20 protein-coding genes and 2 tRNA genes are annotated in these 25,074 nt (G+C 40.0%); 13 read left to right on the top strand and 9 right to left on the bottom strand.

Annotated features, from left to right (window positions below):
- Nucleotides 1-19 precede the first annotated feature (19 nt).
- A complete protein-coding gene (locus AM305_RS07005) occupies nt 20-637 on the bottom strand; it encodes a MarC family protein (protein ID WP_005824442.1) in 618 nt (205 codons plus the stop codon).
- Between the two features lie 64 nt (nt 638-701).
- Between AM305_RS07005 and AM305_RS07000 the strand changes: the two genes are divergently transcribed.
- Nucleotides 702-2,621: an ABC transporter ATP-binding protein gene (locus AM305_RS07000; RefSeq protein WP_005824441.1), complete on the top strand. Its 1,920-nt coding sequence runs from the start codon at nt 702-704 to the stop codon at nt 2,619-2,621.
- Nucleotides 2,622-2,665: 44 nt separating this feature from the next.
- Here AM305_RS07000 and lysS read toward each other — a convergent pair whose 3' ends face one another.
- Both lysS and rng read right to left on the bottom strand, forming a co-directional pair.
- Complete coding sequence (gene lysS / locus AM305_RS06995) at nt 2,666-4,171, bottom strand: lysine--tRNA ligase (RefSeq protein ID WP_005824439.1); 1,506 nt, start codon at nt 4,169-4,171, stop codon at nt 2,666-2,668.
- A gap of 278 nt (nt 4,172-4,449) precedes the next feature.
- Nucleotides 4,450-5,925 carry a ribonuclease G gene (gene rng, locus AM305_RS06990; RefSeq protein ID WP_005824437.1) on the bottom strand — a complete coding sequence of 492 codons (1,476 nt, stop codon included), beginning with the start codon at nt 5,923-5,925 and terminating at the stop codon, nt 4,450-4,452.
- Between the two features lie 183 nt (nt 5,926-6,108).
- Here rng and ycaO point away from each other — a divergent pair, with 183 nt between their 5' ends.
- The 3 genes from ycaO to AM305_RS06975 all read left to right on the top strand — a co-directional run bounded on the left by ycaO (nt 6,109) and on the right by AM305_RS06975 (nt 9,361).
- Entirely contained in the window at nt 6,109-7,854 is a 1,746-nt protein-coding gene (gene ycaO, locus AM305_RS06985; RefSeq protein WP_035294199.1) for a 30S ribosomal protein S12 methylthiotransferase accessory factor YcaO, read from the top strand.
- A gap of 49 nt (nt 7,855-7,903) precedes the next feature.
- Complete coding sequence (cmoB, locus tag AM305_RS06980; RefSeq protein WP_005824433.1) at nt 7,904-8,866, top strand: tRNA 5-methoxyuridine(34)/uridine 5-oxyacetic acid(34) synthase CmoB; 963 nt, start codon at nt 7,904-7,906, stop codon at nt 8,864-8,866.
- Nucleotides 8,867-9,025: 159 nt separating this feature from the next.
- A complete protein-coding gene (locus tag AM305_RS06975) occupies nt 9,026-9,361 on the top strand; it encodes a hypothetical protein (protein WP_005824431.1) in 336 nt (111 codons plus the stop codon).
- Nucleotides 9,362-9,417: 56 nt separating this feature from the next.
- Here AM305_RS06975 and mltA read toward each other — a convergent pair whose 3' ends face one another.
- Complete coding sequence (gene mltA, locus AM305_RS06970) at nt 9,418-10,536, bottom strand: murein transglycosylase A (protein ID WP_005824429.1); 1,119 nt, start codon at nt 10,534-10,536, stop codon at nt 9,418-9,420.
- A gap of 209 nt (nt 10,537-10,745) precedes the next feature.
- On the opposite strand from mltA, the gene AM305_RS06965 reads away from it, so the two are divergent.
- The 5 genes from AM305_RS06965 (at nt 10,746) to AM305_RS12910 (ending at nt 14,808) form a co-directional block, all read left to right on the top strand.
- Nucleotides 10,746-10,822 (top strand) — tRNA-Met (locus tag AM305_RS06965).
- 131 nt (nt 10,823-10,953) lie between these two features.
- Nucleotides 10,954-12,414, top strand: a complete 1,461-nt coding sequence (gene xseA / locus AM305_RS06960; protein WP_005824427.1) for an exodeoxyribonuclease VII large subunit — start codon at nt 10,954-10,956, stop codon at nt 12,412-12,414.
- Between the two features lie 243 nt (nt 12,415-12,657).
- Nucleotides 12,658-12,743 (top strand) — tRNA-Leu (locus AM305_RS06955).
- 408 nt (nt 12,744-13,151) lie between these two features.
- Nucleotides 13,152-14,255 (top strand): ATP-binding protein, encoded by a 1,104-nt coding sequence (locus tag AM305_RS06950; protein WP_005824425.1) that lies wholly within the window; start codon nt 13,152-13,154, stop codon nt 14,253-14,255.
- Nucleotides 14,256-14,646: 391 nt separating this feature from the next.
- Entirely contained in the window at nt 14,647-14,808 is a 162-nt protein-coding gene (locus AM305_RS12910; RefSeq protein WP_420196305.1) for an integrase arm-type DNA-binding domain-containing protein, read from the top strand.
- A gap of 8 nt (nt 14,809-14,816) precedes the next feature.
- Here AM305_RS12910 and trmJ read toward each other — a convergent pair whose 3' ends face one another.
- A complete protein-coding gene (gene trmJ, locus AM305_RS06945; protein WP_005824423.1) occupies nt 14,817-15,551 on the bottom strand; it encodes a tRNA (cytosine(32)/uridine(32)-2'-O)-methyltransferase TrmJ in 735 nt (244 codons plus the stop codon).
- A gap of 213 nt (nt 15,552-15,764) precedes the next feature.
- Between trmJ and pntA the strand changes: the two genes are divergently transcribed.
- A complete protein-coding gene (pntA, locus tag AM305_RS06940) occupies nt 15,765-17,303 on the top strand; it encodes a Re/Si-specific NAD(P)(+) transhydrogenase subunit alpha (RefSeq protein WP_005824421.1) in 1,539 nt (512 codons plus the stop codon).
- A gap of 11 nt (nt 17,304-17,314) precedes the next feature.
- A complete protein-coding gene (gene pntB / locus AM305_RS06935; protein ID WP_005824419.1) occupies nt 17,315-18,763 on the top strand; it encodes a Re/Si-specific NAD(P)(+) transhydrogenase subunit beta in 1,449 nt (482 codons plus the stop codon).
- 55 nt (nt 18,764-18,818) lie between these two features.
- Here the strand turns inward: pntB and sucD are convergent, their stop codons facing one another.
- The 3 genes from sucD to AM305_RS06920 all read right to left on the bottom strand — a co-directional run bounded on the left by sucD (nt 18,819) and on the right by AM305_RS06920 (nt 22,145).
- Complete coding sequence (sucD, locus tag AM305_RS06930; RefSeq protein ID WP_005824417.1) at nt 18,819-19,691, bottom strand: succinate--CoA ligase subunit alpha; 873 nt, start codon at nt 19,689-19,691, stop codon at nt 18,819-18,821.
- 10 nt (nt 19,692-19,701) lie between these two features.
- Nucleotides 19,702-20,871, bottom strand: a complete 1,170-nt coding sequence (gene sucC, locus AM305_RS06925) for an ADP-forming succinate--CoA ligase subunit beta (protein ID WP_005824414.1) — start codon at nt 20,869-20,871, stop codon at nt 19,702-19,704.
- A 320-nt stretch (nt 20,872-21,191) separates the two neighbouring features.
- The gene (locus tag AM305_RS06920; protein WP_005824412.1) at nt 21,192-22,145 is read right to left on the bottom strand and encodes a bile acid:sodium symporter family protein; all 954 of its coding nucleotides are present in this window, start codon (nt 22,143-22,145) and stop codon (nt 21,192-21,194) included.
- A gap of 134 nt (nt 22,146-22,279) precedes the next feature.
- On the opposite strand from AM305_RS06920, the gene pepB reads away from it, so the two are divergent.
- Both pepB and greB read left to right on the top strand, forming a co-directional pair.
- On the top strand, nt 22,280-23,563 hold the full coding sequence (pepB, locus tag AM305_RS06915; RefSeq protein WP_005824410.1) for an aminopeptidase PepB: 1,284 nt from the start codon (nt 22,280-22,282) through the stop codon (nt 23,561-23,563).
- Nucleotides 23,564-23,571: 8 nt separating this feature from the next.
- Nucleotides 23,572-24,060, top strand: a complete 489-nt coding sequence (gene greB / locus AM305_RS06910; protein WP_005824408.1) for a transcription elongation factor GreB — start codon at nt 23,572-23,574, stop codon at nt 24,058-24,060.
- A gap of 46 nt (nt 24,061-24,106) precedes the next feature.
- Here the strand turns inward: greB and fdhE are convergent, their stop codons facing one another.
- Complete coding sequence (fdhE, locus tag AM305_RS06905; RefSeq protein WP_005824406.1) at nt 24,107-25,024, bottom strand: formate dehydrogenase accessory protein FdhE; 918 nt, start codon at nt 25,022-25,024, stop codon at nt 24,107-24,109.
- Nucleotides 25,025-25,074 lie beyond the last annotated feature (50 nt).

Genomic DNA, 25,074 nt, shown 5'->3' with positions numbered 1-25,074 from the left:
AGATAAATGTATGATCAGTTTAGCTGACTTGCGTGAAAAAATCACGAATACCAACTAATAAGTTATTGATAGCCACCGAAGCTAAAATAAGCCCCATGACTCGGCTAATGATTGCCGCACCTGAATTCCCAATAAAATGTTGAATTCGGTTAGCAAGTAATAAAAGAATATAGGTAATCAATAATACGCTTAACATAATCAACGCGGTAATTGATTGATCAAAAAGGCTAAAACGATGATTATCGGTTAAAAGCACAATCGCCATCATTGCCCCTGGGGAAGCAATTGAAGGCACGGCAAGTGGGTAAACAGCAAGTTCGTTAATGTTTGTTTGTATTTTGATTTCGTGCTGCGGTTTACCTTCACCAAAAATCATAGTTAAAGCAAAAATCAAAAGCACCAATCCCCCTGCAATTTGGAATGCCGAGAGAGGAATTTGCATTGCTTCAAGCAATAATTGACCGCCGATTAAAAAGAAAAACAGAATACCGGCAGAAATTAAAATCGCATTTCGAGCAATTTTCTTACGATCGTCTAACGATAGCCCAGTGGTTTTTGCTAAATAAACAGGGATAGAGCCTATCGGATCAATAACAGCCCAAAGTACAACAAATTGTACCGCCAAAGAATCAAACATCTGCTCTCCTAATAATTATGATAAAATAAAGCCGACAAATTTTAGCATAAATAGACAAATTATTATGATTTTTTTTACAGATTTAATCCTGAAACGTGGCACGAATACTTTACTCGAACAGACTTCTGCAACGATTCATACAGGGCAAAAAGTTGGTCTTGTCGGCAAGAATGGTTGTGGTAAATCTTCCCTTTTTGCTTTATTGAAAGGCGAATTACAGCCCGAAGGTGGCGAAGTTTCGCTTCCTAAAAACTGGGCAATTTCATGGGTAAATCAAGAAACGCCAGCGTTAGAGATTTCGGCGATAGATTATGTTATTCAAGGCGATCGAGAATATACCTCATTGATGGCACAACTCGAGAAAGCTAATGCAGAAAATAATGGTAATTTAATTGCCACCACTCACGCTCAATTAGATACGATTGATGCTTGGACGATTCAGTCTCGAGCCGCAACGTTATTAAATGGCTTAGGCTTTTCAACCGAACAGCTCAATTTGCCGGTAAAATCGTTTTCTGGTGGTTGGCGTATGCGCTTAAATCTGGCGCAAGCCTTAATTTGCCGTTCGGATTTATTGCTATTGGACGAACCGACAAACCACTTGGATTTAGATGCGGTGATTTGGTTAGAACGTTGGCTAACTAATTATCGTGGCACTTTGCTACTTATTTCGCACGACAGAGATTTTTTAGATCCGATTATTAACCGAGTGATTCATATTGAAAATCAGCAATTGCACGAATATACTGGTAACTACACTTCATTTGAAATTCAGCGAGCCACCAAAATTTCGCAACAAAATGCAGCTTATCAGCAACAACAACGCAAAGTAGCGCATTTGCAGAGCTTTATTGACCGCTTTAAAGCAAAAGCAACCAAAGCGAAACAAGCGCAAAGTCGTATTAAAGCCCTCGAAAAAATGGAATTGATTGCACCAGCTTATGCTGATTCGCCGTTTGAATTTGAGTTCAAACCACCTTTTGCCTTACCTAGTCCGTTGTTGATGATGGAAAAAGTGGCAACAGGTTATGGTGGGAAAACCGTTTTAGAGTCGGTTAAATTAAATTTAGTCCCTGGTTCACGAATTGGTTTGTTAGGGAGAAATGGTGCCGGTAAATCAACGCTAATTAAATTGCTTGCCGGTGAATTAGCAGCACAAAGTGGGCACGTTCAGTTAGCCAAAGGTGTACAGCTCGGCTATTTTGCTCAACATCAAGTGGATACGTTACGCTTTGATGAAAGCCCGCTATGGCATTTAACAAAATTAGCCCCAGAGAAAACAGAGCAAGAATTACGGAATTACTTAGGTGGATTTGACTTTAAAGGGGATAAAGTTAAACAAGAGGTTGGCTCATTTTCGGGGGGAGAGAAGGCGCGTTTAGTACTGGCGTTAATTGTATGGCAACGCCCTAATTTATTATTGTTAGACGAACCGACTAACCATTTGGATTTGGAAATGCGTCAAGCCTTAACGGACGCTTTAACTTATTATGAAGGTTCGTTGGTGGTGGTTTCGCACGATAGGCATTTATTGCGTAGCACGGTCAATGAATTCTATTTGGTACACGATAAAAAAGTGGAAGAATTTAAAGGCGATTTAGACGATTATCAAAAATGGCTGAATGAACAAAATAGCCTTGAATTGGCAAAATCCTCCGAAAATTCGACCGCTAGTGTGGCTGAAAATAAAGAGAGTGCTTCAAACCGTAAAGAGCAAAAACGCTTAGAAGCGGAGCTTCGCCAGCAAACAGCACCGTTACGCAAAAAAATTACCCAGTTGGAAAAGGATTTAGATAAAGCCTCAACCCAATTGGCAGAGCTTGAAACTTTATTAGCTTCAAGTGAAATCTATGAGGCGGAAAATAAGGCAAAATTAACGGAAACATTAGCAAAGCAAGTTGAAGCGAAGCAAAAAGTTGAGCAGATTGAAATGGAATGGCTAGAGGCTCAAGAACAGTTAGAATTCATGTTGAATGGAGAGTAAAGCGAAGGGCGAACAAAATGTTCGCCCTTATTTGATCTGCTTTATTACGCTTTTTGACGCATTGCAGGGAAGAGAATGACATCACGGATTGACGGTGCATTAGCAAAAATCATGGCTAAGCGGTCAATACCTAAACCTTCGCCTGCAGTTGGTGGTAAACCGTGTTCAAGCGCAACAACGAAGTCTTCATCTTTAAACATTGCTTCATCATCACCGGCATCTTTAGCGGCTACTTGTGCATCAAAGCGCTCGGCTTGGTCTTCCGCATCGTTTAATTCTGAGAAGCCATTACCGATTTCACGTCCACCGATAAATAATTCAAAACGGTCTGTTACTTCTGGATTTTCATCATTGCGGCGTGCAAGCGGTGAAATTTCCGCAGGGTGTGCCATTAAGAATGTAGGCTGAATAAGTTGATGTTCTGCTACTTCTTCAAAAATCGCATTAACGATAGAGCCTAAGCCCCACGATTTTTGGATTTCAATGTGTAAACCTTTTGCAATCGCAACGGCTTTATCGAAATCGTGTAAATCTTCCATTGAAATACCATTGCCGTATTTTACAATCGCTTCATGCATAGTGATACGCTCAAATGGTTTGCCAAAATCAAACACATATTCGCCGTAAGGAACATCAGTAGTGCCAAGAATATCTAATGCTAATTTACGTAATAATTCTTCGGTGTTATCCATTAAATCGTGATAATCCGCATAGGCTTGGTAGTATTCAATCATGGTAAATTCAGGGTTATGACGAACAGAAACCCCTTCATTACGGAAGTTACGGTTTAATTCGAATACACGCTCAAAACCACCTACCACTAAACGTTTTAAGTAAAGTTCCGGTGCGATACGTAAATACATATCTACGTCTAGTGCATTGTGGTGTGTAACAAATGGACGAGCTGCAGCACCGCCTGGAATCACTTGTAACATTGGCGTTTCAACTTCAATAAAACCTCTTTCTAAGAAGAATTGACGAATACCTGATACCACTTGTGAACGGATCATAAAGGTACGGCGAGATTCTTCGTTAGAGATTAAATCTAAATAACGCTGACGATAACGGATTTCTTGGTCTGTAATACCTTGTACTTTATTTGGCAGTGGACGAAGTGATTTCGTTAATAATTCTACTTCAGAACAACGCACCGTTAATTCGCCTGTTTTGGTTTTGAATAAGGTTCCTGATACGCCAACGATATCGCCTAAATCCCAAAGGCTCACTTTATCGCTATAAACACCTTCAGCAAGATTATCACGAGCAACATAAAGCTGAATTTGTCCGCTTACGTCTTGGATTGTGAAGAAAGAGGCTTTTCCCATTACACGTTTAAGCATAATACGACCAGCGACTTTCACTTGAATATCTTGTTCTTTTAATGCTTCGCCATCAACATCATCATATTTTGCGTGTAAATCTTTTGCATAAGCATCACGGCGGAATTTATTTGGAAATGGATTTCCCATTTCACGGATTTTGGCTAATTTTTCACGGCGAGCAATCATTTCGCCGTTAAGATCTAATTCTTGGTTTTCAACTTCAGACATGGTATTACCTTAAATTTTTAAAAGAATTCGGATTTGCTAAGACTAAAAGGGCGATATTATAAGCGATTTTGCAGGATTTTGGTAGAAAACAAGCGGTCGGATTTAAGATAAATTTTCAATAAAATTTGCAACATTGTAGAGTGGACGTAAGACCACGCTTAAAAATAACGCTCGTTATGCGTGGACTTACATACTCCCTGCCCATCTAAATTTAACTGCTTTTTGAGGTAGTTGTAGGGCGAAATATTTTTCGCCCACTTTTTATCTATTAGAAAACATTACATTACAACTACATCAAACTGATCTTGATGATAGTAAGGCTCTAATTTGATTTCCACTTTTTTTCCGATAAAGGCTTCTAACTCGGCAAGCGAGGCATGCGTTTCTTCATGGATCAAGTATTCTGCCACCTCTTTTGATGCGTAAACTCGAACTTTCTCTGTATTAAAGAGATGATGAACTCGCACGATTTCACGGAGAATTTCATAACACACTGTTTCAACGGTTTTAATCGTTCCACGCCCTTTACAAGCAGGGCAATCGCAACACAAAATACGCTCTAGGCTTTCTCGTGTACGCTTGCGAGTCATTTCAACTAAGCCAAGTTGGGTAAAGCCATTAACATTCGTTTTCACTCGGTCGCCTTTTAAGGCTTGTTCAAGCGATTCCAGAACACGTAGGCGGTGCTCTTCTTCCTGCATATCAATGAAGTCAATGATAATAATGCCGCCTAAATTACGTAATTGGAGCTGATGAGCAATCGCTTTCGTTGCCTCAATGTTTGTGTTAAAAATCGTATGGGCTAAATCACGATGCCCGACAAAGGCACCTGTGTTGATGTCAATCGTTGTCATGGCTTCGGTCTGTTCAATAATTAAGTAGCCGCCCGATTTTAAATCAACCCGTTTATCTAAGGCTTTTTGAATTGCATCTTCTACGCCATAAGCATCAAATAAGGTTTGAGTACCGCTATATAAACTTACGCTGTCTGTGAGTTCCGGCATAAATTCATTTAAGAACTCTTTTACTTGTTCAAAAGTAATTTTTGAGTCAATTTTGACTGAACTAATATGGGTGCCAACAAAATCTCGCAAAACACGTTGAGCCAACGCCAGTTCGCCATAGAGCATCGATCTTGTTGGATATTTTGCTTTTCTGTCTAACACTTTTCTCCATAATCGTTTCAGGAAGATCGTATCTTGTTCTAAACTTTCATGAGCCACATCTTCTGCTGCTGTTCGTACAATAAAGCCACCTAATTCGTCACAATAAGGCTCAACCAAGGCTTTTAAACGGTTACGTTCTTCTTCACTTTCGATCCGCTGAGAAACGCCCACGTGGCTATTTTCTGGCATAAAAACCAAATAGCGAGAAGGTAGGGTAATGTCGGTCGTAAGTCGTGCGCCTTTTGTCCCAAGCGGATCTTTAACGACTTGAACAATAATATCTTGCCCCTCACGGACTAATTCACTGATATTTTTGACGACAAATTGCTTTTTCTCGTTTTCATCAACACATTCTGTATGTGAAACAATGTCAGAAGCATGTAAAAACGCCGCTTTTTCTAAGCCAATATCAACAAATGCGGATTGCATGCCGGGGAGCACTCGGGTCACTCGCCCTTTATAAATGTTGCCGACAATACCCCGTTTGGCTTCTCGCTCAATATGTAGTTCTTTTAAAATCCCATTTTCTACCAACGCCACCCGTGTTTCGCTCGGTGTTACATTGACTAATAATTCTGCACCACTCATATCGTTTGTCCCTAAATTAAATTAGAAGAAGTGTATCACTTCATTCATCAGAAAACAAAAATCAAGATCAAACAAGCGGTTGTTTTTGGTAAGAAATTGGCAAAGAGAGAAATCCAATGCTTTCTTGTTACACATTTGTTAGAATATCGCAATGATTTTCCTTATTTTGAACAGGCTATTTTAATGACTGAAAAAACCTTTATTACGGGTAAAGATGCTGCCCTTGAAGAGAGTATCGAAAAGTTCCAAACGAAATTGAAAAACTTAGGCTTTAATATTGAAGAAGCCTCGTGGCTCAATCCTGTGCCGAATGTATGGTCGGTGCATATTCGTGATGCTGACTGCCCACAATGTTTCTCAAATGGTAAAGGGGCGAGCAAAAAAGCCGCGTTAGCTTCTGCGTTAGGGGAATATTTTGAACGTTTATCCACCAACTATTTCTGGGCGGATTTCTATTTAGGTAAAGAGATTGCCGAAGGCAAATTTGTTCACTATCCAAGTGAAAAATGGTTTGAAATTGAAGATGAAGAAACGCTACCGGAAGGCATTTTAGATCCATTCTTGCGTGGCTATTTCAACCCTCACGGCGATTTAACCCCAGATTTACTGATTGACTTACAATCAGGCAATGCTGATCGTGGTATCGTGGCTCTGCCTTATACCCGTCAATCAGATGGTCAAACGGTCTATATTCCGCAAAGTATCATCGGTAACTTATTCGTATCTAACGGTATGTCTGCCGGTAACACCAAAAACGAAGCTCGTGTACAAGGTTTATCGGAAGTGTTTGAGCGTTTTGTGAAAAACCGCATTATCACAGAAGCGATCAGCCTGCCTGAAATCCCACAAAGTGTAATTGACGGCTACCCGACAATCAAAGCCTCTATCGAAAAACTGGAACAAGAAGGCTTCCCGATCCTCTGCTACGATGCGTCACTCGGTGGTGAGTTCCCTGTGATTTGTGTGATTTTACTCAATCCGAATAACGGCACTTGCTTTGCTTCTTTCGGTGCGCACCCGAATTTCCAAGTAGCGTTTGAACGTACCGTAACCGAATTATTACAAGGTCGTAGTTTGAAAGATTTAGATGTCTTCGCACCGCCTTCATTTAACAATGAGGATGTGGCAGATCACGCTAACCTTGAAACTCACTTCATTGACTCAAGCGGTCTGATTTCGTGGGATCTTTTCAAATCTGAAGCCGATTACGACTTCGTTCACTGGGATTTCTCAGGCACGACAGAACAAGAATTTGCCAACTTAATGGCAATTTTCAATAAGCATAAACAAGAAGTCTATATTATGGATTACGAGCATTTAGGCGTTTACGCTTGCCGTATTCTTGCCCCTGGTATGTCAAATATCTATCCGTCAGACGACTTGATTTATGCGAACAACAATATGGGAATGGAATGGCGTGAGATTTTGCTCGACTTGCCATATTTCCACCACGATCAAGAAACTTACCAAGAGTTATTGGACGAGTTGGACGAACAAAGCATTGACGATATGACCCGTGTGCGTGAGTTTATCGGCGTGGTGGCAGAAAAAGGTTCAGCATTACAAACCTTGCGTATCGGCGAGTTAAAATCAATGTTACACCTTGCGTTAGGCAACCTTGAAGAAGCCTTAGATTGGGCAAACTGGACAGCAGATATGAATGCTTCTGTTTTCTCAGCAGAGCGTAACAACTACTACCGTTGTTTAATTCAGTCGATTGAGTTGTTCTTAGATGAGACGCGCGAGGCAGAACAATATCGTATGGTATTTAACAAGATGTATGGTAAAGAAACCGTAGATTTTGCGTGGTCTGCGGTACAAGGCGGTAATCCGTTCCACGGCTTAAGCGGTTCTGATGAAAGCCTTGAAAATATGCCGGCTCATCAAAAATTGTTAGCGGCATACCAAAAATTACAACAAGTTAAATAATGTTAATTCTAAGGACGCCATAAGCGTCCTTATCACTTTAAAGAAGAAAATGATTGATTTCCGTCCTTTTTATCAACAAATTGCAACAACAAAACTTTCTGTGTGGCTTGAAACGCTCCCTCTCCAATTAAAACAGTGGGAAAAAACAACTCACGGCGATTATGCTAAATGGGCAAAAATCGTGGATTATATGCCGGATGTTGCGGTAACGCTTAACTTAAAAGATAAGGTAGAAGCCGTGCCGGAAGTACCTCTTTCCAATGGAGAAACGCAAAGAATTGTTCATCATTTAAAACAACTCATGCCTTGGCGCAAAGGTCCTTACCACCTACACGGTATTCATATTGATACCGAATGGCGGTCTGATTTTAAATGGGATCGAGTACTACCTCATCTTGCGCCTTTAAAAGATCGCACGATATTAGATGTCGGTTGCGGAAGTGGCTACCATATGTGGCGTATGGTTGGCGAAGGGGCTAGTATGGTTGTTGGCATTGACCCTACCGAGCTTTTCTTATGCCAATTTGAAGTCGTGAGAAAACTATTAGGTAACGACCGCCGTGCAAATTTAATTCCGCTAGGTATTGAACAAATGCAACCGCTTGCAGCTTTTGATACGGTATTTTCAATGGGGGTTTTATATCATCGTAAATCGCCACTCGATCATCTCTCACAACTTAAAGCGCAATTAGTGAAAGGGGGCGAGTTAGTGCTTGAGACCTTAGTTATTGATGGTGATGTGAATGATGTATTAGTTCCGGCAGATCGTTATGCCAAAATGAAAAATGTCTATTTTATCCCTTCTGTTCCTGCGTTAATCAATTGGCTTGAAAAAGTTGGCTTTAAAAATGTGCGTTGTGTGGATCAAGCGGTAACGACCCTTGAAGAGCAACGCAAAACAGATTGGCTGGAAAATGAAAGTTTGGTGGATTTTTTAGATCCGAATGACCATTCTAAAACTATAGAAGGCTTACCGGCACCAAAGCGAGCTGTTATTTTGGCAAATGCGTAAATTTAAGGTGCGGGTCGTTGACTCGCACATTTTCATCATTTGAATAAAATCAAATTTTCCTCAAATATCTTAAAATCTACCAATTTCTTTGTATATCCTTTCTCTTTTTCCCTACCTAAAATTGATAACATCTAGATATTCAGAGATGTGAGGATTATTATGCCAAATCCGTTTCAAGCAGAGTGGACTCGTAAACAACAAGTAATGTGTTTAGGGCATTGGATTATTTCTTATGAAGGGAAAGTATTAACATTGCCTAAAGAGCGGGCTGATAAAGATATGGGAACAAAAGGGATTTATAATTATATCGATCCGGAAGATGAACTTTATCTAGAAGGATTAGATGAAGATGATTGGATTGTAGAAAATATTGACTGGCTAAGTGATGTGTTTATTGCAGAGAATATTCCGTTAGAAGAAGATCTGTTTAGGTATTTTTATCAGGCTGTAAATAAGGAAGATTGGCGTTGTGGGTCTTGTGGTGGTTGTATTTAATTAAAGCGGTAAGATATGCAAAAAATATTGTAAATCTTACCGCTTTATCTTTTAAATTAATTTAGCACCCAAACGCGTCCAAAGTGTTTAAGTAAGCCAGCTGTTTGAGCGGCTTTTTTATTCACACTTTCAATGCCTTGATAAATATCAAAATGGTGTCCTTTAACTGCACCACCTACATCAAGAGCAACCATGAGGCGCATTTCATGTTTACCTGTCCATTTACCGTTATCATCGATTAACGGCATTTCAACTAAAAGTACGCTACCTGATGGAACAAGACTTTTATCTGAAGCCACAGAAGCTAATGCAACAAGAGGCACACCCGCAGAGCCTTTTACATCGTGAGTTTCATCAAATTTGAAGAAGACATAAGATGGGTTACGTTCTAATAACTCTTGAGTACGGCTAGGATTACGTTTTGTCCAATCTTTGATTGCTTGAGCGGACATTTTTTCTTTTGGAATCTCACCATCTTCAACTAATAGGCGTCCAACAGCATAGTATTTATAACCATTTTGTCCTGCATAAGCGACATGGCTTAAGCGTCCTTCGCCAAAATCAATAAATCCACTCCCTTGTACACCAAGAAAGAAGTTATCTACCATAGAATTTGAGTATGCTAACTCTAATCCTTGTCCTTTTAATGCTCCAGCATAGATTTGCGCGCGAGTAAAGCGTTTATTCGCAGGTAAACGGTATAAAGGATGTTGGAATTCGCCTTGTGGCGTACGGCGAGCCTGTAATACCGGTGCATAATAACCGGTTAAATTCACATTTTGATAGCCATCTTGCCCACGCATAAGATTTGCGTTGATGCCATATTTACTGAGATCATCAACATCTGCACCAGAAGATACCCAGCGTTGCACTTTGCTGTAAATTCCTTCATAGCTATTAGATATGCGATTAGAGTAAGCTCGAACATGGTTAATTTGAGAAATAAAATCACGTCCGTTTACAATATTTTGTTTGTTTTCAACCGCTTGTACACGAGCAAAATTCATGTATGACGGCATAACCTGACGGTTTTTATAGATAGCTCCTAATTTTGCATTTTCAGCGTAAATATCCGCAACAGAGGTACGTTGAGGAGCTTTTTTAGATGAACATCCGACAACGAGCACAGAGAAACCTAACACAATTGCCCATTTGCTATATGCTTTCCAATTCATAGAAATCCTGTTATTAAATAAAGTATAAGGAAAATAAAATACTAGATTAACAAAAAACAAACCAAAACGATACAAAAAATTTTATGCTTTAATTTTCCTCTTTTTGTGAAATTTTATGCCAATGTTGTTTTAAAATTCGGCATGTAAATAATTTTCTTGAAATAAAACTTGCAATTAAATCATGAAAGAGTATTATACATCACATCAGACGCGGGGTGGAGCAGCTTGGTAGCTCGTCGGGCTCATAACCCGAAGGTCGTTGGTTCAAATCCGGCCCCCGCAACCAGATTCTTAACCCTCGAAATTATCGAGGGTTTTCTTTTATCTGCAAACAGGTAAAAAGATTTAAATTTCACCGCTTGCAGTCTTGCTTTCTAATCTTTAAACTCGCTTTATCTATCCTTATCGCATTTTGATATGAACAACATTCTCACTGTTACACAACTAAATTACTCTGTTCGGCATTTACTTGAAACAGAATTAGGGCAAATTTGGCTAACCGGCGAAATTTCTAATTTTAGCCAACCGGTTTCAGGGCATTGGTATTTGACGTTAAAAGACGAAAATGCACAGGTTCGTTGTGCTATGTTCAAAATGAAAAATAGCCGAGTAACTTTTTATCCTCAGAATGGTATGCAAGTGCTTGTTAGGGCCAGTGTGAGTTTATATGAGCCACGCGGCGATTACCAACTTATCATTGAAAGCATGCAGCCTGCTGGAGAAGGATTGCTACAACAGCAGTTTGAGCAATTAAAAATGAAACTTGCGGCTCAAGGGTTATTTGCACAAGAACATAAAAAAGCGTTACCTGATTTTGTGAAACGAGTGGGGATTATCACGTCATCAAGCGGTGCGGCATTACAAGATATTTTAAATATCTTAAAACGCCGCGATCCAAGTTTGGCGGTAGTCATTTATCCAACTTTAGTACAAGGTAAAGAGGCTACACAAGATATTGTTCAAACGATTGATTTAGCTAATCGCCGTCAAGAATGTGATGTTTTAATTGTCGGTCGAGGTGGCGGCTCATTAGAAGATTTGTGGTGTTTTAATGAAGAAGCGGTAGCTTATGCGATTTATCGTTCAGAAATTCCCATTATTAGTGCAGTAGGGCATGAAACGGATGTTACCATTGCCGATTTTGTTGCAGATTTGCGTGCCCCGACTCCTTCTGCTGCGGCTGAACTTGTGAGTCGGGATCAGCAAGAATTGATACGACAGCTTCAACATCATTTCAATATGGTTAATTTGGCTTTTGATCGTATTTGGCATGAAAAACTCACTCGCTTTCAGCAATTGAATTTACGTTTAAATGCACAACATCCGTCAAAGTACCTTCATGTATTCAAAATCCGGTTTGAACAACTGGCTTATCGAATGGAAAAATCGGTTAAGAGCTTACTTTCAGCTCGGCGTAACCAATTAACACAGGTATTTTTACGTTTACAGCCTCATCATCCTCAACGTAAATTAGCGATGCAATGTGAACAATTAGCCCAAAGAGAAGTGCGTTTACATCAGCAAATGTCGCAATATTTATCCCGAAAAAAGCAAGATTGGGAAAACCTTACAAAACGGATTGAAAGTACGTCATTACCTTATCAAATAGAAAAAAAACAGCAATATATTACCCGTTTAGCGCAACAACTCAGTTATGCAATGGATAAACGTTATTTGAAAGAATATCAAAGTTTCCAAGCGCTATGTACTCGCCTAGATGGTTTAAGCCCTCTAAAAATTCTTGGACGGGGATATTCCATTACGCAAACTTCAAAAGGACATATTTTAACCAATGCAAAAGAAGTTGCTGTTGGGGATAAGTTAATTACACAACTGGAGACTGGGCAAATTATCAGTGAAGTGATGGAATTAAAATAGGTTGTATTTTTTTCATTCAAGGCGTTTTTCTGTGAAAATAACCTTTATAAATCAAGGAGATGATCAGGTTATTTGAAAGTTACTCACGAAGTTATCCACAGAATTTGTGCATAACTTCAAAAATGAGGTTGATGATTTTTAAGACGAATAATCCATTGGATATCATTCCCTACTTGCATGAGACGATAATTAGCCTTATAATTCATTCCATATTTTTATATTAGTTTTACTAATATGTCACTAGCCAGTGTGGCGAAATCGGTAGACGCAGCGGATTCAAAATCCGCCGCCCATAAAGCGTGTCGGTTCGAGTCCGACCACTGGCACCATTATTCAAATAGACCGCTTTTTAGCGGTTTTTTTATTTCTTATTTTTTCTTACGTTTTCATATGCTTAATCATTGTTACACAAGGCTTTAAGCTACTTTCTAATTTCTCTATTCTTTCGCATTCGTTCGTATTTATACATTTACAACCGCCAATTTTTGGGGTACATAATTTACTTTATACCCTTAAGTCTCTTTGGGGGGGACGCATCCCTAAAAACACGTTAAAGCTAGGTAGAACATATGGCAACCCTGAACAAGTGGCAAAGCTAATAAACTTCATGAAGCTATCTATTTAAACTTAGGTAGCTTTTCTTTTTTGTGATGTTGAATTACGTTGATTTATGTTGATTTATACAAAATTATACATAGAATGTATAATTATACATTCATCATATAATTCTATCTAAAATGAAAAGAACAGACCCTTTATATTTCCCAAGAAGTGAACTTGCTCAACGTCTTTTGACTAGCTTAAAAGATGGCATTACGCACGCATTAACACTTTTCGCCCCTCGAAGAATGGGGAAAACCCAATTTTTACTTAATGACATTGAACCTAAAGCGGAAGAAATGGGCTTTAATGTTTTCTATTTTAGCTTTATGGAACAGGCGGACGACAACAAAACGCAACAAGCCTTTGTTTACGCCTTACTTGATTTCTTAAACAAAATTACACAAGGAAAAAGCAAGCTAATAGACACACTTAAGAGCATTAAGAGCCTTGATATTTTGGGCGTAGGCGTAGAATTAAACGAACAAGAAGAGCAAGCTCAAATTAACGTTAGTAGGCTATTAAATGAGATCGCAGAGAAAAGCGAGAAACCTATATTGATGTTACTTGATGAAGTCCAAGAGCTAGCACGAAGTAAAGGAAATGATGGGCTTATTCGTTCATTAAGAACAGGGCTTGATGTTAATCAATCAAAAATTAAAGTGATTTTTACGGGGAGCAGTACAAACGGATTAAAGGCGATGTTTAATGACAACAAAGCACCTTTCTTTCACTTTGCGCACGCCTTGAATTTCCCTCATTTAGATAAATCATTTACTGATTTTTTGGCGGATATTTACGAACAACGCACCGGCAAACAACTTGATAAGACGGCATTTTATCAAACCTTTGAACGCTTCCATTTTACCCCGTTATATATGCGAGCTATTACCCAAGATATGATCATTAACCCAGACTTAACTTTAGATGAGGTGGTGGAATATCGACTATCACAGATGGACGAACAAGGCGGAATTATGAAGCAATGGCAACACCTATCTGAATTAGAGCGACAACTATTAAGGCTTATTGCAAACGGGAATAGCACACCTTACAGCAAAGAAACCCGTTTAATGTTGGCGGAGGTTATGGGAATTGAGGATATAACTTCTAGCACCATTCAAGGGAAATTAAGAAAGCTAGAGCGTAATGAGTTGATCACTCGAAACATAGACAAAACACTACAAATAAACAACCCTCATTTTAAAACGTGGATTAAAGAGCGCATTCAAGATGAGTAAATACCCCTTAAAAGCTACCCAAATTAGAGAGGTAGCTTTTTTCTTTACAAAAAATCCACAAGATCCGACCGCTTGAATCTGAAAAAATAAAAAATCAGTGGGTTCACTTTACCGCAGTATCATTTGAAGAAAGTTGCCTAATTGCAAGCTCCCAAAATAATAGGGAAGTAATTTCCAAAAAAGTAGGGAAGTAATTCCCTAAATAGTATGGAATAAGCCTAGCCGAGTTTTGCTAGGCTTTTTTATGGACTCCAAGAATTAGAGGGCAAAAGTGAACTTGCTTCACTTAAACCACCAAATTTAAAAACAACCCTATATAAGTGATAAATCTAAAAGTATTACCGCAAAACACAGTTACATTAAAAAGATTAAAAAATAAACTATTTATTCTATGGTTCGTACTACAAAACGATTAACCAATACCGAAGTAGAAAAAAACAAACCAAAAGATAAAGACTTTACATTATCAGACGGACAAGGGCTTTATTTGTTGATCAAGCCTAATAGTTCGAGGCTATGGCGGTTTATCATATCGGTAAATTTAGCAAAATGAAAAAGTGGTTATCTTCGATATTTTTCTATTGCCGTCAGCATTCCCCTCAGTAAATTTAGCTCATTTGTTTCTAATCTCGCTCTTTGGTAAAGCCGTCTTAATTTCAGCATTACGGCATCATTGCGGATAAAGCCTAATTCTTTGTATAAACGTTCGGTATGCTCAAAAAAGTATTCCAAAGCTTCGTTGCTTGGGTAGTCAGAACTCTCTGTAAGCGGTACGATTTGGCTATTTTTTTGCAAATCTTGTTGGGCTAGCCATGCCATACGGATTTCATAACATGCTAATTGAACCGCCATTGCTAAATTGAGTGAGCCGTATTCAGGATTGGTGGGGATATTTAAATGGTAATGGCATTTCAATAGTTCTTCATTGGTTAAACCAATTCTTTCTCGTCCAAAAACAAGAGCAACTTTTCCTTTTAATGTATGTTGAACGGCAATTTCGCCGCATTTTCTCGGTTCAATCAGCGTATTTTGCAAATGGCGAAGCCTTGCGCTAGTGCCGATAACCAGCTGGCAATCGGCAATCGCTTCTTCAAAAGAAGCAAAAGTTTGCGTATTATCCAAAACATCTTTTGCACCGGCGGCAAGTGAAACAGCTTGTTCATCAATAGGTTGTTTTGGGGATACAAGACAAAGTTGAGCAAGTCCCATTGTTTTCATTGCGCGAGCAGTAGAGCCTATATTGCCAGAATGAGAGGTTTCAATCAGAACGATTTTAATTTGATCTAAGATATTCATTTTTGTTCTATTTGACTGCGTTTTTATTATGCTAAATTCTAACAGATATCACTACATCTGAGAATTTGTTATTTGCCATAAAATAATTGAATTGATAGGAATAATTTTTTTACAAATCCTTCTCATTTAGTGGTAGAGTATTTACGTTTTTTTTCAAAACTATTGGGCTATTTTTATAGCTATTCAATCCACTTATCCAATACAGGAGTCTTTATGCTTATTGGTGTACCAAGAGAACTGCTAGGCGGGGAAACACGTGTTGCTGCAACACCAAAAACCGTTGAGCAGATCAAAAAACTTGGCTTTGAGGTCATTGTTGAACACGATGCCGGCTTTAAAGCAAGTTTTGAAGACGATGCATTTGTAAAATCAGGTGCGGTTGTCGGCACAACAGAAGAAGTTTGGAATGCAGACATTATTTTCAAAGTGAATGCGCCAACTGAACAAGAAATTGCATTAATTAAAGAAGGGGCGACGTTGGTTAGCTTTATTTGGCCAGCGCAAAATTCGGAATTAATGGAAAAATTGTCTGCGAAGAAAATCAATGTGTTAGCGATGGATGCCGTACCACGTATTTCTCGTGCGCAAGCGTTAGACGCCTTGTCTTCAATGGCAAACATTTCAGGTTATCGTGCGGTTATTGAAGCAGCGAACGCTTTTGGTAGTTTCTTTACCGGTCAAATTACCGCTGCAGGTAAAGTGCCACCGGCGAAAGTGCTTGTGATTGGTGCAGGCGTAGCTGGTTTAGCAGCGATTGGTGCGGCAAATAGCTTAGGTGCGATTGTGCGTGCTTTCGACTCTCGCCCTGAAGTAAAAGAGCAAGTGAAATCCATGGGCGCTGATTTCTTAGAAATCGACTTTGAAGAAGAAGGCGGCTCAGGCGATGGTTATGCTAAAGTGATGTCGGAAGAATTTAACCGCCGTGCTATGGCACTTTACGCAGAACAAGCAAAAGAAGTGGATATTATTATTACCACAGCCGCAATCCCCGGTAAATCGGCACCGCGCTTAATCACAAAAGAAATGGTAGATTCAATGAAACCGGGTTCAGTGATCGTGGATTTAGCCGCGGCAACCGGTGGTAACTGCGAATATACCAAAGCAGGCGAAGTCGTTGTGACTGAAAACCAAGTGAAAGTCATTGGTTATACTGACTTCCCAGCGCGTTTACCAACACAATCATCTCAATTATACGGTACAAACTTAGTTAATTTATTGAAATTATTAGCACCAAATAAAGATGGTGTGATCGATATTAACTTTGAAGATGTGGTACTTCGTGGCGTAACGGTTATTCGTGATGGCGAAGTTACTTGGCCGGCACCACCAATTCAAGTATCAGCGCAACCGCAACAAAAACAAGCGGCAGCACCTGTTGAGAAGAAAGAAGAAAAACCGCTAGATCCTCGTAAAAAATATGGCGCAATGGCAGCTGCCAGCGTGTTGTTCCTTTGGATCGCTTCAGTCGCACCAGCGGCATTCTTATCACACTTTACCGTCTTCGTATTAGCTTGTGTGGTGGGTTATTACGTGGTGTGGAACGTGAGCCACGCATTACATACCCCTTTAATGGCGGTAACGAATGCAATTTCAGGTATTATCATTGTCGGGGCGGTATTACAAATTCGCCAACCAACAGGCAACCTATTTATTGATATTCTTGCCTTTATTGCAATTTTAGTGGCGAGCATCAACATCTTTGGTGGCTTTAAAGTGACACAACGTATGTTGGCAATGTTTAGAAAAGGTTAAGGAGAGCAACAATGTCTTTTGGTTTAGTGACAGCGGCATATATTATTGCTGCTATTCTTTTCATTATGAGCTTGGCTGGCCTGTCTAAACACGAAACGGCAAAAGCCGGTTGTTGGTATGGTATCGTGGGGATGGGTATTGCTTTAGTCGCAACCATTTTCGGACCACAATCACAAGGTACACTTTGGATCCTCATTGCGATGGCAGTAGGTGGCTACCTTGGTGTACGCAAAGCCTTAAAAGTCGAAATGACAGAAATGCCGGAATTAGTGGCAATTCTTCACAGTTTCGTAGGTTTAGCGGCTGTTTTAGTGGGCTTCAACAGCTGGGGCTTACACGTTGAAGCCGTTCCGCCGGCAAATTTAGATGAAGTGGCTTTAGCAGCATTCCACGCAGAGCAAGCAACCTTAGCGAATATTCACAATGTTGAAGTATTCTTAGGTATCTTCATCGGTGCGGTAACTTTCTCAGGTTCATTAGTGGCATTTGGTAAATTAAGCGGCAAATTATTTGGTCGTAAAGTGTCATCAAGCGCTTTAAATTTACCGCACAAACACAAATGGAACTTAGCAGCGTTAGTAGTCTCAGCCTTGTTAATGGTGGCATTCTTAAACAACCCTCACAACATTTTCCCTGTCTTGTTAATGACTGCTATTGCATTAGCATTCGGCTGGCACTTAGTGGCATCTATCGGTGGTGCGGATATGCCAGTGGTAGTTTCTATGCTTAACTCTTATTCAGGTTGGGCAGCAGCAGCGGCAGGCTTTATGTTAAGCAACGACTTGCTTATCGTAACCGGTGCGCTTGTAGGTTCTTCAGGTGCGATCCTTTCTTACATTATGTGTAAAGCGATGAACCGCTCATTCATCAGCGTTATTGCAGGCGGCTTCGGTAATGATGTTCAAGCAAGCAAAGGCGATGAAGAATACGGCGAACACCGTGAAACCACAGCGGAAGAAGTCGCGGAAATGCTTAAAAATGCAAGCTCTGTGATCATCACACCGGGATACGGTATGGCGGTAGCGCAAGCACAATATCCGGTAGCTGAAATTACGGCAAAATTACGTGAGAAAGGCATTAACGTTCGCTTTGGTATCCACCCTGTTGCAGGACGTTTACCAGGACATATGAACGTATTACTTGCAGAAGCGAAAGTACCTTACGATGTGGTATTAGAAATGGATGAAATCAATGACGATTTCGAAGATACTGATGTAGTATTGGTTATCGGTGCGAACGATACCGTAAACCCAGCGGCATTAGACGATCCATCAAGCCCAATCGCAGGTATGCCGGTTCTTGAAGTATGGAAAGCACAAAACGTTATCGTATTCAAACGCTCAATGGCGGTAGGTTACGCAGGCGTACAAAACCCATTATTCTTCAAAGAAAACACTCAAATGTTATTTGGTGATGCGAAAGAACGTGTGGATGATATTTTACGTGCGTTAAATGCTTAAGCTTCTTCAATAAAGTAGTAAGCCCCCTAAAGATAACCTCTAGGGGGCTGATTTTTTATGATTTCATTACTTTTCTTAATGCAGAGCCAATATCGGCTAAACTTCTCACTGTAGTAACTCCAGCAGCTTCTAACGCTGCAAATTTCTCATCTGCAGTGCCTTTTCCACCGCTAATGATTGCACCTGCGTGTCCCATTCGTTTGCCTTTTGGTGCAGTAACACCAGCAATGTAGCTCACAACAGGCTTTGTTACGTGCTTACGAATAAACTCTGCAGCTTCTTCTTCGGCAGAACCACCGATTTCGCCAATCATCACAATTGCTTCAGTTTCGGGATCTTGTTCAAAGAGTCTTAAAATATCAATAAAGTTGGAACCAGGGATAGGATCGCCGCCAATACCTACACAGGTCGATTGTCCAAAACCTTCATCTGTCGTTTGTTTTACGGCTTCATAGGTTAAAGTTCCTGAACGAGAGATAATGCCGATTTTGCCTTTTTTGTGAATGTTTGCCGGCATAATCCCGATTTTACATTCTTCAGGCGTAATGACACCAGGACAGTTTGGACCGATCATTCGTACGCCTGTTTGATTTAACTTTTGCTTGATTTCAAGCATATCAAGGGTAGGAATTCCCTCAGTAATACAAACGATAAGTTGAATACCAGCATCAATTGCTTCTAGAATCGCATCTTTACAGCCGGGGGCAGGAACATAAATCACGGTTGCGGTGGCTTGTGTGGTTTCTACGGCTTCTCGAACCGTATTAAAAACAGGAAGACCTAAATGAGTTGTTCCACCTTTATTAGGCGAAACACCACCAACTAATTGCGTACCGTAAGCTAAGGCTTGCTCACTATGAAATGTGCCTTGAGCACCGGTAAATCCTTGGCAAATCACTTTGGTATTTTTATCAATTAAAATTGCCATCTCTTTCTCCTTAATTCGTTTCCTGAGCCGCTTTTACAGCTAAAACAGCTGCTTCTTTTAATGTATTTGCAACGAGTAGACTCAATCCGCTCTTGGCTAGAATTTCACGACCAAGCTCCGCATTGGTTCCTTCTAAACGAACAACAACCGGCACTTGAACTCCCACTTCATTTACTGCCGCAATAATCCCTTCTGCGATTAAATCACAACGGACAATGCCTCCAAAAATATTCACTAATACTGCTTTCACATTGTGATCAGAAAGAATCAGTTTAAAGGCTTCTGCCACTCGTTCTTTGGTTGCACCACCTCCAACATCAAGGAAATTCGCAGGTTGTCCACCATGTAATTTAACGATATCCATGGTTCCCATCGCAAGCCCGGCACCATTGACCATACAGCCAATATTGCCTTCCAGTGCAACGTAATTCAGTTGCCATTTGGCGGCCTCTGCTTCTCTTGGGTCTTCTTGGCTTGGGTCTTGAAGTGCTTGTAATTCAGGGTGGCGATAAAGGGCATTGCTATCAATGACCATTTTGGCATCTAAACAAATGAGTTGTCCTTGTTGAGTAACCACGAGAGGGTTCACTTCGAGAAGAGCTAAATCTTTTTCGATAAAGAGTTTAGATAATTGAACAAAGATATGACTAAATTGTTTAACTTCATCATTTTTCAAGCCTAATTTAAAGGCAAGTTCTCGACCTTGATAAGGCTGTCCTCCCACGAGGGGATCTAAGGCAACTTTATGAATGAGCTCTGGCGTTTTTTCAGCAACTTCCTCAATGTTCATTCCCCCAGCACTGGAAGCCATAAAAATGACTTTTTGGGAACTGCGATCAATCACTGCACCTAGATAAAGTTCACGGGCGATTTGGCATGTTTCTTCGATATATATGGTATTAACCGGCTGCCCACGAGAATCGGTTTGAAAGGTTACAAGGCGATTGCCTAGCCAATAGTCTGCAAATGCTCTTGCTTCTTGCTCATTATGGACTAATTTTACGCCACCGGCTTTACCGCGCCCCCCAGCATGAACTTGGCATTTTGCTGCCCAAACCTCGCCATTTAAACGTTTTAGTGCATTGACGGTTTCATCGGCAGATTGGCAAGCAATACCTTGGCTGACAGGAAGATGATATTGCGCAAAAATCTGCTTAGCTTGATATTCGTGTAGATTCATAGATGTCTCCTTTATCTTCTACGAAGTTGTGAACAGAATGTAAATCATCTTTTCTGAAATTGCAAATAGAGATTATAAGATGAAACAAGCGGTTAAATTTGTTGAAGGATTTGCAAACCTGTTTTTAAATTTAACCGCTTATAAACTAAGGGGGATGTTTCGAAGGTATAAGAGTATCAAGAGGTGTTTGTTTTATATCCCAGCACGGCAGATCCGTATTGGGGTACGCATAATTCAGCCCTTTTAGGGCTGAGAATTAGAGTGGCAAAGCCACTCAACTATACATAACCTAGTACGCATTTTGCGTGCTAGGTACAAAACTAGTTCTCTGATGAATTTTTTTCATCCTTCATTGATGCAAAGAACATTGCAAGGATTGGTCCTGAAATATTATGCCAGAAGCTAAATACTGCGCTTGGCACGGCAATTAACGGATTGGCTTTGAAGTGAAGAGCCGCAAGTGCTGCGCCTAATCCCGAATTTTGCATACCAACTTCGATAGCGATGGCTTTACTATCATATACAGGGAGTTTAAATAAACGGCTGACAGTATAACCAATTAAGTAACCCAATCCATTATGTAGAACAACGATCATAAAAATCAATAAACCAGATTCAATAATACGATCTTTGCTTACGGCTACAACTGCAGTCACAATGAGCATAATTGCAATAACCGAAATTAGCGGCATAGTTTGGCTGAATTGAGCGATTTTTTGTTTTAAGATAGAGCGAATCACAACACCAATAAAAATAGGTAATAAAACCATTTGTAGTACCGAAATGAGCATGCCTGTTGCATCGATTTCTAACCATTGGCTTGCGAAAAGATAGAATACTGCCGGAGTTAATAGCGGCGCGAGTAAGGTAGAAACAGTCGTACAAGCAACTGAAAGAGCCGTATTTCCTTTTGCCAAATAAGTCATCACATTTGAGGATGTTCCACCGGGAGCTGATCCGACTAGAATAACACCAATCGCAAGATCGGGCGGCAAATTAAATAATTTTGCTAACATAAAAGCGATGCTTGGCATAACAACAAACTGGGCAATTACCCCAATAATGACAGCTTTCGGGTTTTTGGTAATTTCAGCAAAGTCTTTAAATGTAAGAGTTAAGCCCATACCAAGCATCACAATACCAAGTAGATACGGAATCCAAGGCACAAACATTTTAAAAGTTTCAGGGAATTGTGCAGCAATAAAAGCAGCAACGACAACCCAAATTGCAAAGGTTTTGCTGATGAAGTTCGTTAATTTTAAAAGGTAATTCATTAAATAACTCTCCGTGTGAAAAATGAGCATTGAGGTTATCTTAAAATCAAAGAAAAATGAATAGGAAAAAAACGTAAATTCTTGTTAGAATCAGACCGCTTACAGATTTTTATAGTTAAGGAATATTTATGACAATGCAAATTAAACTCTCTACACAACCGGCGCCGAGCGCATGGGGGGAAAAAGCGATTTTGTCGGCAGCAGAATCAGGTATGACAATTCATCTTCAAGCGCCTTCATTACAAACGATTCAGAAAGCGGCTCGTAAAATTAAAAATCAAGGTATTTTAGATGTAAGTCTTGCTGGAGACGGTTGGGATTTAGAGAATTGTTGGGCGTTTCATCAAGGGTTTAATAGTGTCAAACAAGCTGGGAGTGTGCAATATCCCGATTTGGCTCAAGAGCAAGCAGAGTTTGAGGCTCGAGTAGAGTGTAGTATTTTTACTCGCCATTTAATCAACTTGCCTTCAGATCAGCTGACGCCGCTTGAACTAGTCAAAAAAGCACAACATTTTTTAACAGAACAAGCGGTTAAAAAAGGTTTGAAAAATGCTATTTCAGTTGAAGTAATTGCTGGGGAAGCCTTGAAAGAAAAAGGATTTCATGGGATTTGGACTGTTGGTAAAGGTTCAGAAAATCCACCGGCATTTTTACATTTGGATTTTAATCCAACGGGTAAAGATGATGAGCCGGTATTAGCGTGCCTCGTTGGTAAAGGGATTACCTTTGATACAGGGGGGTATAGCCTTAAACCAAGCGATTCAATGAGTACGATGCGTACGGATATGGGCGGCGCAGCATTACTAACCGGCTCCCTCGGTTTTGCCATTGCAAGAGGGCTAAAAAAACGAGTCAAATTGTTCTTATGTTGTGCGGAAAATATGGTTAGCCATAATGCGTTTAAATTAGGCGATATTATTACCTATCGAAATGGGGTAACAGCGGAAGTGCTTAATACCGATGCAGAAGGGCGACTTGTTTTAGCAGACGGGCTTATTGAAGCAGATAAACAGAACGCTCAATTTATTTTAGATGTTGCTACGCTAACCGGAGCAGCCAAAGTGGCGGTTGGTAACGATTACCATAGTGTGTTATCAATGGACGAGCAATTAGTAGAGTCACTTTTCCAGTCAGCTAAAGCAGAAAATGAACCATTCTGGCGTTTACCGTTTGAGGCGTTTCACCGCTCGCAAATTAGCTCAAGTTTTGCGGATATTGCGAATATTGGTTCGGTTCCGGTAGGTGCTGGCGCAAGCACAGCTTGTGCATTTCTCTCTTATTTTGTTGAGAATTACCAACAAAATTGGTTGCATATTGATGCTTCGGCAACCTTCCGTAAATCGGCTAGCGATTTATGGGCAGCCGGCGCAACAGGGATTGGTATGCGTACCATTGCAAACTTATTGTTAAGTAAATAGGCAAGAATATGGCAAAATCAAACTATATTACTCGTGATGGTTGGCAGGCGTTAGATCAGGAACTAAAATTTCTGTGGAAAGAAGAACGCCCTAAGGTTACTCAAGCCGTTTCGGACGCTGCAGCTTTAGGCGACCGTAGTGAGAATGCGGAATATATCTATGGCAAACGCCGTTTAAGAGAGATTGATCGCCGTGTTCGTTTTTTATCTAAACGGTTAGAAGTGTTGCAAATTGTTGATTATCATCCTAAACAAGAGGGTAAGGTCTTTTTTGGGGCGTGGGTTGAATTGGAAAATGAAGAAGGCGAAGTGGCACAATATCGTATTGTTGGCTGCGATGAATTTGACCCTGCTAAGAATTGGATTTCGATTGATTCTCCCGTTGCTCGTGCATTGATTGGAAAAATGCAAGATGATGAGATCACGGTAGAAACCCCCATTGGAAAAGTGATGTGGTTTATCAATAAAATTTGGTATGAGAAATCGGGGCTGTATTAGTTTCTGAAAAAGAAAGGTAGAAGCAAAAACTTCTACCTTTTGTCATTTATTCTACTTGAAATAAGAATGGATTAATGCCACTTCGTGCAAAATCTTTTTGCTCCATTTCAGCATCAAGGAAAAGTGTTGCTAGATCATCAGCAATAGGTTCAACATGAGGATCTTTTTCTTGATACATCACTTTAAGATAACTGCCACAATCGCCACAGCTTTCTGCTTTAACAGGGGCTTCAACACTTTCTAAACTCCAGTAATCTAACTTACCGCTTTGATCGCAATTTGAACATTGTGAACGGGTCATATGCCATTCGCTTTCGCAGAGTGAGCAATGTAAATAGCGTAATCCTTGTGTATTCCCGAAATGGATAACACTTGCGATCGGAGCAGAATCACAAACAGGGCAAGTATGACGTTCGCCGACTTCTGTTCGTGTATTGCGTGGTAGTTGTTGGGCAAGTTGTGTCCAATATAAAGATAATGCCGCCCAAAGGAAAACCGCTTTATCTGCACCAACAAGTTCGTAGCGCTCGTTTAAGAGATCGTCTGCAAGCTTATCAAGCTCTGAATTTGCTGCTTTTTCTAGCCATTCTATAGTAGGCAAGACGTTATCATTAGCGTAGGGCCTAAATTTTGCCAGTAATGCTAATAGAAGTTCTCGCCATTCATCGGAGCGTTTAAAATTTTTCGCATTTAACGGCTTCTCGCCTTGAGAGTGTTCAATACAAGCGGCTAATTTTTCCGTGTAATTTGCAATAGGTTTGCTTTCAAGCAAATCAAGCTGTACTTCGACCAAGTTCGCGGCAAACTCTAAATAATCAGCAAAGGGATTATTTTGTGCTAAATCACGTAAGCGTTTAGCTCGGCGAAAATAGAGATTTTTCGGGTTTGCAAATAAAAGCGGTGGATTTTCAAAGGAATGTGCGGCTTGTTTAATTTCGTTTTCAGGTAAAATTCGAATACTCATAATTTATTCTCTATTGATTTATCTTCCTAAATTCTCTTATCAAAAAAGAG

This window comes from Actinobacillus minor NM305 (genome assembly GCF_000175195.1).
Lineage (GTDB): Bacteria > Pseudomonadota > Gammaproteobacteria > Enterobacterales > Pasteurellaceae > Haemophilus_A > Haemophilus_A minor.
Note: the sequence above shows the minus strand (reverse complement) of the source record. Positions and strands in the feature narration are given on the sequence as shown.

Bases quoted from the DNA above. Each gene is read 5' to 3' on its own strand.
- AM305_RS07005 (WP_005824442.1), bottom strand. From the start codon at position 637: ATGTTTGATTCTTTGGCGGTACAATTTGTTGTACTTTGGGCTGTTATT.
- AM305_RS07000 (WP_005824441.1), top strand. From the start codon at position 702: ATGATTTTTTTTACAGATTTAATCCTGAAACGTGGCACGAATACTTTA.
- lysS (WP_005824439.1), bottom strand. From the start codon at position 4,171: ATGTCTGAAGTTGAAAACCAAGAATTAGATCTTAACGGCGAAATGATT.
- rng (WP_005824437.1), bottom strand. From the start codon at position 5,925: ATGAGTGGTGCAGAATTATTAGTCAATGTAACACCGAGCGAAACACGG.
- ycaO (WP_035294199.1), top strand. From the start codon at position 6,109: ATGACTGAAAAAACCTTTATTACGGGTAAAGATGCTGCCCTTGAAGAG.
- cmoB (WP_005824433.1), top strand. From the start codon at position 7,904: ATGATTGATTTCCGTCCTTTTTATCAACAAATTGCAACAACAAAACTT.
- AM305_RS06975 (WP_005824431.1), top strand. From the start codon at position 9,026: ATGCCAAATCCGTTTCAAGCAGAGTGGACTCGTAAACAACAAGTAATG.
- mltA (WP_005824429.1), bottom strand. From the start codon at position 10,536: ATGAATTGGAAAGCATATAGCAAATGGGCAATTGTGTTAGGTTTCTCT.
- xseA (WP_005824427.1), top strand. From the start codon at position 10,954: ATGAACAACATTCTCACTGTTACACAACTAAATTACTCTGTTCGGCAT.
- AM305_RS06950 (WP_005824425.1), top strand. From the start codon at position 13,152: ATGAAAAGAACAGACCCTTTATATTTCCCAAGAAGTGAACTTGCTCAA.
- AM305_RS12910 (WP_420196305.1), top strand. From the start codon at position 14,647: ATGGTTCGTACTACAAAACGATTAACCAATACCGAAGTAGAAAAAAAC.
- trmJ (WP_005824423.1), bottom strand. From the start codon at position 15,551: ATGAATATCTTAGATCAAATTAAAATCGTTCTGATTGAAACCTCTCAT.
- pntA (WP_005824421.1), top strand. From the start codon at position 15,765: ATGCTTATTGGTGTACCAAGAGAACTGCTAGGCGGGGAAACACGTGTT.
- pntB (WP_005824419.1), top strand. From the start codon at position 17,315: ATGTCTTTTGGTTTAGTGACAGCGGCATATATTATTGCTGCTATTCTT.
- sucD (WP_005824417.1), bottom strand. From the start codon at position 19,691: ATGGCAATTTTAATTGATAAAAATACCAAAGTGATTTGCCAAGGATTT.
- sucC (WP_005824414.1), bottom strand. From the start codon at position 20,871: ATGAATCTACACGAATATCAAGCTAAGCAGATTTTTGCGCAATATCAT.
- AM305_RS06920 (WP_005824412.1), bottom strand. From the start codon at position 22,145: ATGAATTACCTTTTAAAATTAACGAACTTCATCAGCAAAACCTTTGCA.
- pepB (WP_005824410.1), top strand. From the start codon at position 22,280: ATGCAAATTAAACTCTCTACACAACCGGCGCCGAGCGCATGGGGGGAA.
- greB (WP_005824408.1), top strand. From the start codon at position 23,572: ATGGCAAAATCAAACTATATTACTCGTGATGGTTGGCAGGCGTTAGAT.
- fdhE (WP_005824406.1), bottom strand. From the start codon at position 25,024: ATGAGTATTCGAATTTTACCTGAAAACGAAATTAAACAAGCCGCACAT.